The sequence below is a fragment of the Atlantibacter subterraneus genome (genome assembly GCF_007570865.1).
Classification (GTDB): domain Bacteria; phylum Pseudomonadota; class Gammaproteobacteria; order Enterobacterales; family Enterobacteriaceae; genus Atlantibacter; species Atlantibacter subterraneus.
The window spans coordinates 339,101-352,628 of sequence record NZ_VLPS01000003.1; the positions used below are offsets into that span (position 1 = coordinate 339,101).

General features: G+C 54.1%; 10 protein-coding genes. 5 read left to right on the top strand and 5 right to left on the bottom strand.

The annotated features are described in order from the left end of the window. Positions 1-38: 38 nt before the first annotated feature. From yfcC to ackA, 3 genes are all read right to left on the bottom strand, one after another. The gene (yfcC, locus tag FND52_RS07405; RefSeq protein ID WP_144130260.1) at positions 39-1,565 is read right to left on the bottom strand and encodes a putative basic amino acid antiporter YfcC; all 1,527 of its coding nucleotides are present in this window, start codon (positions 1,563-1,565) and stop codon (positions 39-41) included. A gap of 177 nt (positions 1,566-1,742) precedes the next feature. After that, entirely contained in the window at positions 1,743-3,884 is a 2,142-nt protein-coding gene (gene pta / locus FND52_RS07410) for a phosphate acetyltransferase (protein ID WP_125291531.1), read from the bottom strand. 80 nt (positions 3,885-3,964) lie between these two features. After that, positions 3,965-5,167 (bottom strand): acetate kinase, encoded by a 1,203-nt coding sequence (gene ackA, locus FND52_RS07415; protein ID WP_125291532.1) that lies wholly within the window; start codon positions 5,165-5,167, stop codon positions 3,965-3,967. Between the two features lie 330 nt (positions 5,168-5,497). On the opposite strand from ackA, the gene yfbV reads away from it, so the two are divergent. The 4 genes from yfbV (at position 5,498) to FND52_RS07435 (ending at position 9,157) form a co-directional block, all read left to right on the top strand. Next, positions 5,498-5,953, top strand: a complete 456-nt coding sequence (gene yfbV / locus FND52_RS07420; RefSeq protein ID WP_144130262.1) for a terminus macrodomain insulation protein YfbV — start codon at positions 5,498-5,500, stop codon at positions 5,951-5,953. Between the two features lie 72 nt (positions 5,954-6,025). Beyond that, positions 6,026-6,520: a YfbU family protein gene (locus FND52_RS07425; protein ID WP_125291534.1), complete on the top strand. Its 495-nt coding sequence runs from the start codon at positions 6,026-6,028 to the stop codon at positions 6,518-6,520. A 12-nt stretch (positions 6,521-6,532) separates the two neighbouring features. Continuing rightward, positions 6,533-7,195 carry a sugar phosphatase gene (locus FND52_RS07430; protein ID WP_144130264.1) on the top strand — a complete coding sequence of 221 codons (663 nt, stop codon included), beginning with the start codon at positions 6,533-6,535 and terminating at the stop codon, positions 7,193-7,195. A 129-nt stretch (positions 7,196-7,324) separates the two neighbouring features. Further along, positions 7,325-9,157 (top strand): SLC13 family permease, encoded by a 1,833-nt coding sequence (locus FND52_RS07435; protein WP_144130266.1) that lies wholly within the window; start codon positions 7,325-7,327, stop codon positions 9,155-9,157. Positions 9,158-9,159: 2 nt separating this feature from the next. Here the strand turns inward: FND52_RS07435 and yfbR are convergent, their stop codons facing one another. Further along, on the bottom strand, positions 9,160-9,759 hold the full coding sequence (gene yfbR / locus FND52_RS07440) for a 5'-deoxynucleotidase (protein ID WP_125291537.1): 600 nt from the start codon (positions 9,757-9,759) through the stop codon (positions 9,160-9,162). 78 nt (positions 9,760-9,837) lie between these two features. Continuing rightward, a complete protein-coding gene (gene alaA, locus FND52_RS07445; protein WP_125291538.1) occupies positions 9,838-11,052 on the bottom strand; it encodes an alanine transaminase AlaA in 1,215 nt (404 codons plus the stop codon). Between the two features lie 983 nt (positions 11,053-12,035). Between alaA and lrhA the strand changes: the two genes are divergently transcribed. Beyond that, on the top strand, positions 12,036-12,968 hold the full coding sequence (gene lrhA, locus FND52_RS07450) for a transcriptional regulator LrhA (protein ID WP_125291539.1): 933 nt from the start codon (positions 12,036-12,038) through the stop codon (positions 12,966-12,968). Positions 12,969-13,528: the final 560 nt, after the last annotated feature.

A 13,528-nucleotide genomic window follows, 5' to 3' on the forward strand; every position in this document is an offset into this window, starting at 1 on the left:
ATGACGCCCTCGCCTGGCCTGGCGAGGGCAATCCCGAGTTAATGGTAGCCCATCACCTGCGCGCCAATCACCACCACGCTGGACATGATAAACAGCAGCCCCAGCAGCGTTGCGCCCACCTTAATCCAGTTGCGGAAATCCACCCGGCAAACGCCGAGCGTCGCCATCAGCGAGGCTGACGTGGGGTAGATGATATGGCTGAATCCATCGCCAAACTGGAACGCCAGCACCGTGACCTGACGGTTTACGCCCACCAAATCGCCCAGCGGTGCCAGCAGCGGCATGGTTAACGCCGCCTGGCCTGAGCCCGAGGTGACAAAGAAATTAAACACCGCCTGGAACAGCAGCATAAACCAGGCGGCCACGGCGTTATCCAGCCCGCTGATGCCGTGAGCAATGCTGCTGAGCAGGGTATTCAGCACGCTGGCCTCACCCGCCTCGCCGCTACCGACCAGCAGCAGAATGCCTTTAGCGAAGCCGACCAGCAGGGCGGGGGCGATCATCATCTTCGCACCGTCGGTGAACGAGGAGGCCATAATATTGATCGTCATACCATTGAGGCGGAATGCCACGCCGATCAGGCCAATCACCAGCCCCATAGTGAAAAACTGGCTGGCGATCTCCGGGATAAACCACGCGTTGACAATAACGCCCCATACCACCCAGATCATTACGCCGGTCAGCACCAGCAGCACCAGCCAGTCACCCAGGGTGAAAGGACGCTTAATTACGTCGTCCTGCTGCTCGCGGAAAAACCGGTCGGATTCATAAACCCGCGACAGATGCGGATTTTTCTTTACCCGCGCGGCATAACCCAGCGTGAACAGCAGCCCAATCAGCGTGGAGACGACCCACACCACAATGCGCAGCCCTGAACCGGAAAGCACCGATAACCCGGCAATGCCCTGGGCCACCACCACGCAGAACGGGTTCATCCACGAACTGGCGAAGCCAATTTGGGTAGCGATGTAGGTCACCAGCACCGTGGTGATGCTGTCATACCCCAGCCGGACCATCAGCGGCGCAATGATAATTGCGAACGCCACCGCCTCTTCGCCCATGCCGAATACCGCGCCGCCCAGCGAAAACAGGATAAACAGCACCGGAATAAACAGCGCCTCATTGCCCCGGGTGTGGCGGATCAGCGCCAGGATGCCGTTATCGATGGTGCCGGTACGCATCACAATGCCAAACGCGCCGCCAATCACCAGCATAAACATGATGATCCCGACGGCAGTACCAAATTTGGAGCCGGAGGTTAAGCCTTCAAAAGGAAAATTCATCAGGCCAGGCCGCTCATCACCAGTGCTGAAAAACTGCACCCGATGATACTGCGGTTCACCGGCGTCATCGGTGAGGATGCGAAACGAGTGCGGATCGACAACTTTGCGGGTTTTGGTCTGGCCATCGACCTGGTACTGCACGTCCTGGCTATCGAACATGCCCACCGGGACAACCCAGGTGGCAAAGCTGGTCAGGATGGCAACGATAAAAATGATCACCAGCGTATCGGGCATCGCCCATTTTTTAGCTGGTTTAGAAGATGACTCGGTGACTGCAGACATAACACACTATCCCTGTTGCATGGCAAAGCGATAATTATGCAAACAGACGAATAGCTATTCATTGACGGCGAGCAGGGAAATTAACAAATCCGATTTTGCTAACGGCTGATTCTTAAGATAAAAAAATCCGGAAACAGTAACTGTTTCCGGATTTAAGCGGCTCAGGCCAGCGGCAGATTACTGCTGCTGAGCAGACTGGATCGCGGTCAGCGCGATAGTGTAAACGATGTCGTCTACCAGTGCGCCACGCGACAGGTCGTTAACCGGTTTGCGCATACCCTGCAGCATCGGCCCGATGGAGATCAGGTCGGCAGAACGCTGTACCGCTTTGTAAGTGGTGTTACCGGTGTTCAAATCCGGGAAGATGAACACGGTAGCACGACCGGCAACCGGGGAGTTCGGCGCTTTGGATTTCGCAACGTCAGCCATTACTGCGGCGTCATACTGCAGCGGACCGTCGATCACCAGATCCGGACGTTTTTCCTGGGCGATACGGGTCGCTTCGCGAACTTTCTCTACATCGCTACCTGCACCGGAGGTGCCGGTGGAGTAGGAGAGCATCGCAACGCGCGGGTCGATACCGAATGCGGCAGCGGAATCTGCGGACTGGATAGCGATCTCAGCCAGCTGTTCTGCGGTCGGATCCGGGTTGATGGCGCAGTCGCCGTAGACGTAAACCTGTTCCGGCAGCAGCATAAAGAACACGGAAGAAACCAGTGAGCTGCCCGGTGCGGTTTTGATCAGCTGCAACGGCGGACGGATGGTGTTAGCAGTGGTGTGAACCGCGCCGGATACCAGGCCGTCAACTTCGTCCTGCTCAAGCATCAGCGTGCCCAGCACTACGTTGTCTTCCAGTTGCTCGCGAGCCACTGCTTCGGTCATGCCCTTGCTCTTACGCAGCTCAACCAGACGAGCGACATAGCTTTCGCGAACCACTTCCGGATCGACGATTTCAATGCCCGCGCCCAGTTCAACGCCCTGCGCCGCCGCAACGCGGGTGATTTCATCCGGGTTGCCTAACAGTACGCAGGTCGCGATGCCGCGCTCGGCGCAGATGGCTGCCGCTTTCACGGTACGCGGCTCGTCGCCTTCTGGCAGCACCACGCGTTTACCGGCTTTACGCGCCAGTTCGGTCAGCTGATAGCGGAACGCTGGCGGAGACAGGCGGCGGCTGCGCTCGGAGCTGGCAGTCAGGGATTCGATCCAGTCAGCGTTAATGTGGCTGGCCACGTATTCCTGCACTTTCTCGATACGCTCGTGGTCATCAACCGGCACTTCGAGGTTGAAGCTCTGGAGGCTCAGAGAGGTCTGCCAGGTGTTGGTGTTCACCATGAACAGCGGCAGGCCGGTAGCGAAAGCACGCTCGCACAGTTTGCTGATGCGGGCGTCCATTTCGTAACCGCCGGTCAGCAGAATGGCACCGATTTCCACGCCGTTCATGGCGGCCAGACAGGCGGCAACCAGCACGTCTGGACGGTCAGCGGAGGTCACCAGCAGAGAGCCTGCGCGGAAGTGCTCCAGCATATGCGGAATGCTGCGCGCGCAGAAGGTCACGGATTTCACGCGGCGGGTTTTGATATCGCCTTCGTTGATCACGGTCGCTTTCAGGTGGCGAGCCATATCGATTGCGCGGGTGGCGATCAGATCGAAGCTCCACGGCACCGCGCCCAGCACCGGCAGCGGGCTTACCGCTTGCAGCTGTTGCGCATCGATGTTGATCACTTTGGCTTTGTTGGAATCGTCAAAGATTTCAGACAGGTCAGGGCGAGTGCGGCCTTGCTCATCAACCGGGGCGTTCAGCTTGTTGATGATAACGCCGGTGATGTTGGTGTTTTTCACGCCGCCAAAGCTGCTGCGGGTCAGTTCGATACGCTCTTTCAGCTGTTCCGGGGTATCGGTACCCTGAGACATCACGAACACGATTTCCGCGTTCAGGGTCTTGGCGATTTCGAAGTTCAGCGACTGCGCGAACTGGTGTTTACGGGTCGGCACCAGGCCTTCAACCAGCACCACTTCCGCGTCTTTGGTGTTCTCGTGGTAGCGCGCGATGATCTCTTCCATCAGCACATCTTTCTGATTGCTGGAGAGCAGAGACTCAACGTGGCTCATCTTCAGCGGCTCAGCGGCCGGAAGATTTGAATTAGTGCGCACGATAGTGGTGGTCTGGTCCGGCGCATCGCCGCCAGCGCGCGGCTGCGCGATTGGTTTGAAGACGCTCAGACGAACGCCTTTACGTTCCATAGCGCGGATCACGCCGAGGCTGACGCTGGTCAGGCCGACGCTGGTTCCGGTTGGAATAAGCATAATTGTACGGGACACGGTTTATCCTCTTATACACGGCGGCCAGAAATTCTCTGGCACAAAAAACAACACCGCCAGCAGAGGCTGGCGGCGGGGGATTAAGCGGTCAGGCGGCTCGCATCCTGAGCGATCACCAGTTCTTCGTTGGTCGGGATGACCATCGCAGCGCGGGTGCCTTCTTTATTGATGAAACCGGATTTGCCGAAACGGGCAGCCAGGTTGCGTTCGTGATCGACCTCGAAGCCCAGCACGCCCAGTTTGCCCAGGGACAGTTCACGAACCATCGCGGCGTTTTCACCGATACCGCCGGTGAATACTACGCCGTCCAGACGACCGTCCATCAGCGCAGTGTAAGAGCCGATGTATTTCGCCAGGCGGTGGCAGTAAACGTCCATCGCACGCTTAGCGTCTTCTTTGGATGTGTAGTTGTCTTCAACATAACGGCAGTCGCTGGTGACTTCGGTCAGGCCCAGCAGGCCAGACTCTTTGGTCAGCATTTTGTTGATTTGATCAACGCTCATGCCCAGGTTGTCGTGCAGGAAGAAAATGATCGCCGGGTCGATGTCGCCGGTACGGGTGCCCATTACCAGGCCTTCCAGCGGGGTCAGACCCATAGAGGTGTCCACGCACTCGCCGTTGCGGATCGCAGAAACGGAACCGCCGTTGCCCAGGTGGCAAGTGATAATGTTCACTTCTTCCACCGGCTTGTTCAGCATTTTGGCGGCTTCCTGAGTCACATAGTAGTGGCTGGTGCCGTGGAAACCGTAACGGCGAACGCCGTGCTCTTTGTACAGATTGTACGGCAGGGCATACAGGTAAGACTCTTCCGGCATGGTCTGATGGAACGCGGTGTCGAACACGGCAACGTTCTTATCTTTCAGATGCGGGAAGGATTTCAGCGCTTCTGCGATACCGATCAGGTGAGCCGGGTTGTGCAGCGGTGCGAAGGACGCGGAATCTTTGATACCCTGGATGACGGATTCGTCGATAACCACAGAGCTGGTGTACTTTTCGCCGCCGTGTACGATACGATGACCAATTGCGGTCAGCTGTGCGGACAGCTCTGGTTTTTGTGCCAGAATAGTATTAACGATAAAGTTCAGTGCTTCGCTGTGAGCGGCGCCTGCACCCAAAGCCGCTTCTTGTTTACCGCCATCCATTTTCCATTTGATACGGGCTTCAGGAAGATGGAAACATTCGGCTAAACCAGAGAGGTACTCTTCACCATTTGCCGCGTCGATGATCGCGAATTTCAGTGAGGAGCTACCGCAGTTCAGAACCAGTACTAACTTACTCGACATGGAAGTACCTATATTGATACGTGGCTAAAAAAACGTCAGTGAGTCTATCAGCGTAGCGCATGATGACGCTGACATTTATGATTAACGTCATGGCAGGGATAAAATTCGCCATCACGAAGGAAATTCTTAGCATTATCGCCTGGTTGACGGCTGGAAGCCAAAGCGAGGCGATTTAATGTTGACAGGGTGTACCCTAAGGTCTACGCCATCAAAAGCTGGCACAGGATACCTGATAGCGCGGGTTTTTGAAAAAGATTTTGAATGGTGATATGAACTGTTGTTATCTTGCACGAAATTTTGATTCTTTATATGTGAAGTTGAGGTAAAGCCATGTCCACTCCCGAGAATTCCCCCGTTAGCTTCTTTAGCTTATTCCGCCGGGGACAGCATTACGCCAAGACGTGGCCTATGGAAAAACGCCTCGCCCCGATGTTTGTGGAAAATCGCGTCATTCGCGCCACCCGCTTCGCCATTCGCTTTATGCCGCCGATTGCGGTGTTTACTTTAACCTGGCAAATCGCGCTCGGCGGCCAGCTCGGCCCGGCGGTCGCCACGGCGCTGTTCGCCATCAGCCTGCCGATGCAGGGCCTGTGGTGGCTGGGTAAACGTTCGGTCACGCCGCTGCCGCCCTCTATCCTGCACTGGTTCTATGAAGTGCGATCTAAACTGGAAGAGGCAGGCCAGAGCCTGGCGCCGGTGCAGGGCAAGCCCGATTACCAGGCGTTAGCTGATACGTTAAAGCGCGCGTTTCGCCAGTTAGACAAAACTTTCCTGGATGATTTGTAATTTGCCCCCTGTTGCGCATATAAAGAGGGCATCTGAGTTGCTTAACGCGCCTATGCGTAACAGGAGTCAAAAATGGAAATGACCAACGCTCAACGTCTGATCCTCTCGAATCAGTACAAAATGATGACCATGCTCGACCCGGATAACGCCGAGCGCTATCGTCGCCTGCAAACCATCATCGAACGCGGCTACGGCCTGCAAATGCGCGAGCTGGATCGGGAATTCGGCGAGCTGAAAGAAGATACCTGCCGCACCATTATCGACGTGATGGAGATGTACCACGCGTTGAGCGTCTCCTGGACCAACCTGAAAGATAACCCCGGCATTGATGAGCGCCGCGTCACTTTCTTAGGCTTCGATGCCGCCACGGAAGCACGCTACCTCGGCTATGTGCGCTTTATGGTCAATATCGAAGGCCGCTACACCCATTTCGATGCCGGTACTCACGGCTTTAACGCCCAGACTCCAATGTGGGAAAAATACCAGCGGATGCTGAAAGTATGGCATTCCTGCCCGCGCCAGTATCACCTGAGCCCGAACGAAATCACCCAAATCGTTAACGCCTGACGGGAGCGCGCTGTGATTAGAGGATTTTTGTTCGATCTTGACGGTACGCTGGTGGATTCGCTGCCGGTAGTGGAACGCGCCTGGTGCGGTTGGGCCGACCGTTTTGGCATTGCCCATGACGAGGTGCTGAATTTTATCCACGGTAAGCAGGCAATCACCTCGCTGCGTCATTTTATGGCAGGCCGCAGCGAAGAGGAAATCCAGGCGGAATTCCTGCGTCTGGAACAGATTGAAGCCACCGATACCGACGGCGTGACCGCGCTGCCTGGCGCGGTGGCGCTGTTAAATGATCTTAATGAACAGGGCATTCCCTGGGCGATCGTTACCTCCGGTTCGATACCCGTGGCCTCGGCGCGGCGCGCCACCGCCGGTTTGCCGGAGCCGAAAGTGTTTGTTACGGCGGAACGCGTAGCGCGCGGCAAGCCCGAGCCGGATGCCTATCTGCTCGGCGCTCAGCTGCTGGGGCTTAAGCCTGAGGAGTGCGTGGTGGTGGAAGATGCGCCCGCAGGCATTCTTTCCGGGCTGGCGGCAGGCAGCGAGGTTATTGCCGTTAATGCGCCTGACACCACGCCGCGCCTTAACGAGGTGGATCTGCGGCTGGATACGCTGACCGATCTGAGGGTAGAAAAACAACCCGATGGTGCGATCCGCTACGCAAAACGCTCGCTTTCATGATGTAACCCCACCACGCTTTACTCAAAAAGCGTTAGGATGTTCCCACTTCCAGATTGACGAAGCATTTCAAATGCTTCGTCAATTTTTGCATCACTTACCCGAGGCCTGCGTCAACGACAAGGAAAGCGAGTGAACAGCGAACTGATATGGGTTCTGACTTTATTGGCTGTGGCGGTACTGTTGTTTGCCACCGGCAAAATCCGCATGGATGCGGTGGCGTTAATGGTCATTGTGGCCTTTGTGTTAAGCGGTACTCTTACCCTGAGCGAAGCCTTTTCCGGCTTTAGCGATCCCAACGTGATCCTCATCGCCGCCCTGTTTGTGATAGGCGACGGGCTGGTGCGCACCGGTGTAGCCACCCAGATGGGGTCGTGGCTGGTGGAGATGTCGGGCAGTAGCGAAACGCGCATGCTGGTATTGCTGATGTTGACCGTGGCGGGCCTCGGCGCGTTTATGAGCTCAACAGGTGTGGTGGCGATTTTTATACCGGTGGTACTCAGCGTGTCGATGCGCATGAAAACCTCGCCGTCGCGCCTGATGATGCCGCTCAGTTTCGCCGGTTTGATCAGCGGCATGATGACGCTGGTCGCCACGCCCCCTAACCTGGTGATTAACAGCGAACTGCTGCGCGAAGGGCTGGCGGGGTTTCACTTTTTCAGCGTCACGCCGTTGGGGCTGGTGATTTTGCTGCTGGGCATCGTCTATATGTTGGTAATGCGCGGCGCGTTAACCGGCAGCAGCAAGGATGAGGGCGCGGACACCTGGCGGCGGCGTACCTTTCGCGAACTGATCAAAGAGTACCGCCTGGCGGGCAGGGCGCGGCGTCTGGCGATCCGTCCTGGGTCGCCAATGATTGGTCAGCGTCTTGACGATTTAAAACTGCGCGAACGCTATGGCGCGAACGTAATCGGTCTGGAGCGCTGGCGGCGTTTTCGCCGGGTGATCGTCAACGTCCACGGCGTGACCGAATTCCGCGCCCGGGACGTATTGCTGATCGATATGTCCGCGTCAGACGTCGATCTGCGTCAGTTTTGCAGCGAGCAGCTGCTGGAGCCGATGATTTTGCGTGGGGAATACTTCTCCGATCAGGCGCTGGACGTGGGTATGGCGGAGGTGTCCCTGATCCCGGATTCGGAAATCGTCGGGAAAACGGTGCGGGAAATTGGTTTTCGTACCCGCTACGGCTTAAACGTGGTGGGCCTGCGCCGTAACGGCGAGGCGCTGGATGAGGGGATCGTCAACGAGCCGCTGGAGCTGGGTGATATTTTGCTGGTCGTGGGCGACTGGAAGCTTATCGCCCAGCTTAGCCAGAAAAAACGCGACTTCCTGGTGCTGAACCTGCCGGTGGAGGAGGGCGACGCGTCGCCCGCCCACAGCCAGGCTCCCCATGCAATTTTCTGCCTGGCGCTGATGGTGGCGCTGATGCTGACCGATGAAATTCCCAATCCCATCGCTGCAATTATCGCCTGTCTGTTAATGGGGAAATTCCGCTGTATCGATGCCGAAAGCGCCTGGAAAGCCATTCACTGGCCGAGCATTATTTTGATCGTCGGGATGATGCCGTTCGCGCTAGCCCTGCAAAAAACCGGCGGCGTTGAGCTTATCGTTGAGGGGTTAATGCGCCTCGGCGGCGGCTACGGGCCGTATTTGATGCTGATCTGCCTGTTTGTGATGTGCGCCACTATCGGGCTGTTTATCTCCAATACCGCGACGGCGGTGCTGATGGCACCCATTGCCCTGGCGGCGGCCAAATCCATGGGCGTCTCGCCGTATCCGTTTGCCATGATGGTGGCGATGGCGGCATCGGCAGCGTTTATGACGCCGGTATCATCCCCGGTAAACACTCTGGTGCTTGGCCCGGGGAATTACCGGTTCAGTGACTTCGTGAAGATTGGCGTGCCGTTTACGCTGATTGTAATGGTGGTATGCGTGATCCTGATTCCGCTGCTGTTCCCCTTTTAAGGTTACAGCGGTGAATCCTGGCTGATTTCATCCAGCGAGAGGTGGAAACTCGGGACAAACATCCGGACAAAATAATCCATTTCTTCGCTGCGCCGCGCCTCAAGGGTTTTTTCGAGGCGCGATTTCGCCAGTAAAAACTCGTTATTGCCCGCAGACAGCTCTTCAAGGCATTTCAGATAGGCACACAGCGCGTCGGCCTGCTTTACGATGGCGCGCTCTTCGTCACTGCTGTAGTGCTCGTCGATTAACGGCATAAAGATATCGCGCAGTTCCTCTGGCACCATATCCACCAGTTTTTGCTGGGCGATCTTTTCAATCGCTTTGTACTCATGGGCAATTTGGTTATTGAAGTATTTCACCGGCGTTGGCAGGTCGCCGGTTAACACTTCGCTGGCATCGTGGTACATCGCCAGTAGCGCAATGCGCTCGGCATTCAGCGTCCCGCCGAATTTGCGGTTTTTAATCGCCGCCAGGGCGTGGGCAACCATTGCCACCTGCAAACTGTGCTCGGAGACGTTTTCGGTGCGCACGTTGCGCATCAGGGGCCAGCGGTTAATCAGCTTCAGACGGGAAAGATAGGCGAAGAAGTGGCTTTGATTCATTTCAGGCGGTCTCTGGCTACGACAGAGTGCCATTGTGCGAGGTGTTGGGGGAAGATGCAAACCTTCCCCCACAGGACGTTACTGATGGTAGTGCGACAGGAAGCGGCCAAAACGACTTATTGCCATCTCCAGATCGTCGAGACGCGGCAGCGTCACGATGCGCACATGGTCCGGCCACGGCCAGTTAAAAGCGGTCCCCTGCACCAGCAGCACTTTTTCCTGTAACAGGAAATCCAGCACCATTTTCTGGTCGTCATGGATATTAAAGCGCTTGCTGTCGATTTTCGGGAACATATACAGCGCGCCCTGCGGCTTGACGCAGCTGACGCCCGGAATATCGTTAATCAGCTCCCACGCCCGGTTGCGCTGCTCGTAAAGACGGCCCCCAGGCGTAATAAACTCGCTGATGCTCTGGTAGCCGCCCAGCGCGGTCTGAATCGCATGCTGCGCCGGAACGTTAGCGCAAAGACGCATCGAGGCCAGCATTTCCAGCCCTTCAATATAGCCTTTGGCGTGTTTTTTCGGCCCGTTGAGCACCATCCAACCCTGACGGAAACCCGCCACGCGGTAGGTTTTGGACAGACCGTTAAAGGTCACGGTCAGCAGATCCGGAGCCAGTGCGGCGATGGAGTGGTGCTGTGCCTCGTCATACAGGATTTTGTCGTAGATTTCGTCAGCGAAAATAATCAGGTTGTGCTGGCGCGCGATCTCGACGATCTCCAGCAGCAGCTCTTTTGAATACACCGCGCCCGTCGGGTTATTTGGGTTGATCACCACAATGCCACGGGTACGCGGCGTGATTTTGGCGCGGATGTCATCCAGGTCCGGGAACCAGCCGGCGGATTCGTCGCACAGGTAGTGCACCGCTTTACCGCTGGACAGCGACACCGCGGCGGTCCACAGCGGATAATCCGGCGCAGGCACCAGCATCTCGTCGCCGCTGTTCAGCAACGCCTGCATCGCCTGCACAATCAGTTCCGACACGCCGTTGCCAATATAGATGTCTTCTACCGTAACGTCGCGCATATCGCGCGCCTGGTAATGCTGCATGATCGCTTTACGTGCTGAGTACAGCCCTTTGGAATCACAATAGCCTTGCGCCGTCGGGAGGTTGCGGATCACATCCACCAGGATTTCATCCGGAGCATCGAAGCCAAACGGGGCTGGGTTGCCGATGTTTAATTTAAGGACTTTGTTGCCTTCTTCTTCAAGACGTTTCGCTTCTTTGAGAACCGGGCCACGGATGTCATAACAGACATTGTCGAGCTTGCTGGATTTTTCGATGGGGGACATACATCAAACCTTTTTGTGAGCCTTGCTTCCTGCCGTGGAAGCGGATGCGCACAATGTACTCTTCTGCAGAAGGGTTTTGAAGGCGTGGGCAAAGATGCATAATAAAACCACTCCCGAGTATTTGAGTGATTTGTGATTATTTTGCGAGATTAAAATCTGTATTAAAAAATAAATGTAGCTTTTAATAGTGATTTACAGCGTTTCGCTGGAAGGTTTATGCTTTTTATGTGAAATATCTGCTACGTAAAGTGAGGCCTGAACAAATTACTTCTCACAAATACTCAGAAAAAATGAATGTTTAATTTTATGCGTTGGCGCGCTGTGTCGCCTTTACTATGACGTTATCACCGCAAGCCTGGCCTCTGTGTTAAACAAAATCTTATTTGTAATTATTAAGGAAATTTAATTATTAGTCGAAAGCCAGGCGAGTTAAACAGATTATCTGAACAATCTTAATTATGCTTATAAACATTAACATGATGAGATTAATCGCATCGAGACTTAAAAAAAACGGCAATTTAGGATATTATCGTTTGGTTCCACCTGAGTCTTAACGGTGTTTCATCGTTTTTTCCGTGTTATCAACTCAGCTTATTGAATTTAACTTATTGTTTTAATTGCCTTATTTTATTTAAAAATAAAAGCTAAATTCTGACAATGATTTGTCTGGTAAACCCGCATTAGGCGTTTTCACGTTACGCTTAACTGAAACGAATAAAAAATTATTACCTCCCGCGAAATTTAGCTAATGGTAATTGTTTTTTAGGGTTTGTATGTTATATCTGTAGATATTATCCAGCGCACTAAAGTCAGTTATATGTATGACTTAAAGGACTAATTGAGAATGATTGCGCTGGAAATCTTCTCCAGCAGATTTTTACCGAAAGGATGCATGCTTCAAATGGAATTGCTGGCGCTTCGATAACACATAGCAACAGATCCGGGGGCAGCTCCCTATGAGCCACCTGATAGTGAATAACAATATGATAAACGCAAATCGTCCGATCCTTAATCTCGACCTCGATCTGCTGAGAACGTTTGTTGCCGTTGCCGATTTGAACACCTTTGCGGCGGCAGCGGCAGCAGTTTGCAGGACTCAATCAGCCGTAAGCCAGCAAATGCAGCGGCTGGAGCAGCTCGTGGGTAAAGAGCTTTTCGCTCGCCATGGCCGTAATAAATTGCTGACCGAGCATGGCATCCAACTGCTGGGTTATGCCCGTAAAATCCTTCGTTTTAACGATGAAGCATGTACGTCGCTAATGTTTAGCAGCCTTCAGGGCTCCCTGACTATTGGCGCGTCCGATGAGTCGGCGGATACCATCCTGCCTTTTATCTTAAATCGTATTAGTTCGGTTTATCCGAAGATTTCGCTTGATGTGAGAGTAAAACGCAATCCTTACATGATCGAAATGCTGATGCAGCATGAAGTCGATCTGGTGGTGACAACCACTCAGCCGGATAACGCCGAATGCATGGTGCTGAGAACGTCGCCCACCTTATGGTATTGCGCGGCAGACTTTGTTCTGCCAAAAGGTGAGCCCGTGCCGCTGGTGGTGTTAGACGAACCCAGCCCCTATCGCGATGTGATCATTTCACATCTCAATAGTGAGAACATTCCCTGGCGCATCTCCTATATGGCTTCCACACTCGCTGCGGTACGCGCAGCGGTGAAAGCCGGACTGGGCGTAACGGCCCGTCCGGTCGAAATGATGAGCCCGGAGCTACGCGTGCTGGGTATCAGTGAAGGGTTGCCGATGCTGCCGGAAACTGAATACCTGCTGTGCCGTAATCCGCAGAGCGGCAACGAACTGACCCAGGTAATTTTCCAGGCCATGCAGACCCACTATAATCCGTGGGGGTACGACATTGCCACGACCGAAGGAAAAGGCGTCTTAATCGAAGATCGGCTTGAATAGCCTCCTCCCAAAGGATAATTGTTATAAACAAGCCCCTGATGCTTATAATGGCATTGGGGGCTTATTTTTTGCACATAACCTGGACGGTAAAGCGGCAAAAAGTTCTTTATTTTATCCGACTCCCATCGGGCAGAAGCCGAGCCAGAAGCGAAACAGCCTTTCAAAATGATTGGAACGGCACTTAATGTTAAAAATTCAGCGTTTTTGTTGTTTTTTTTTCCTGTCAATTAACAGAAGCGTGTCTCAGATCAAGAAAATACCCTTACCAGGGGGGATGAATAGTTGAGAATTCCTGCCAAAATAAAGGGGCGTTTTTACACGGCTCACACAACGGACACGATTCAACAACATGAAAACTAAGATCTGCTGGCATCAGAAAGCAGGTTAAAGGCATTAAATGTTAATGATGTGCTGCTGATGTAAATTAATGTGAGGATACTTTTGTTAAAGTTGACAAAAGGTTATAGAAAGGAGTAAAAATGCCCATCAATTCGCTGCTTGAGCCCTGTTTTGGTAGTGGTTGTACGGTTTTTTTATTCCTCCCCATGAATCAATGTGAC

Bases quoted from the DNA above. Each gene is read 5' to 3' on its own strand.
- yfcC (WP_144130260.1), bottom strand. From the start codon at position 1,565: ATGTCTGCAGTCACCGAGTCATCTTCTAAACCAGCTAAAAAATGGGCG.
- ackA (WP_125291532.1), bottom strand. From the start codon at position 5,167: ATGTCGAGTAAGTTAGTACTGGTTCTGAACTGCGGTAGCTCCTCACTG.
- yfbV (WP_144130262.1), top strand. From the start codon at position 5,498: ATGTCCACTCCCGAGAATTCCCCCGTTAGCTTCTTTAGCTTATTCCGC.
- FND52_RS07425 (WP_125291534.1), top strand. From the start codon at position 6,026: ATGGAAATGACCAACGCTCAACGTCTGATCCTCTCGAATCAGTACAAA.
- yfbR (WP_125291537.1), bottom strand. From the start codon at position 9,759: ATGAATCAAAGCCACTTCTTCGCCTATCTTTCCCGTCTGAAGCTGATT.
- alaA (WP_125291538.1), bottom strand. From the start codon at position 11,052: ATGTCCCCCATCGAAAAATCCAGCAAGCTCGACAATGTCTGTTATGAC.
- lrhA (WP_125291539.1), top strand. From the start codon at position 12,036: ATGATAAACGCAAATCGTCCGATCCTTAATCTCGACCTCGATCTGCTG.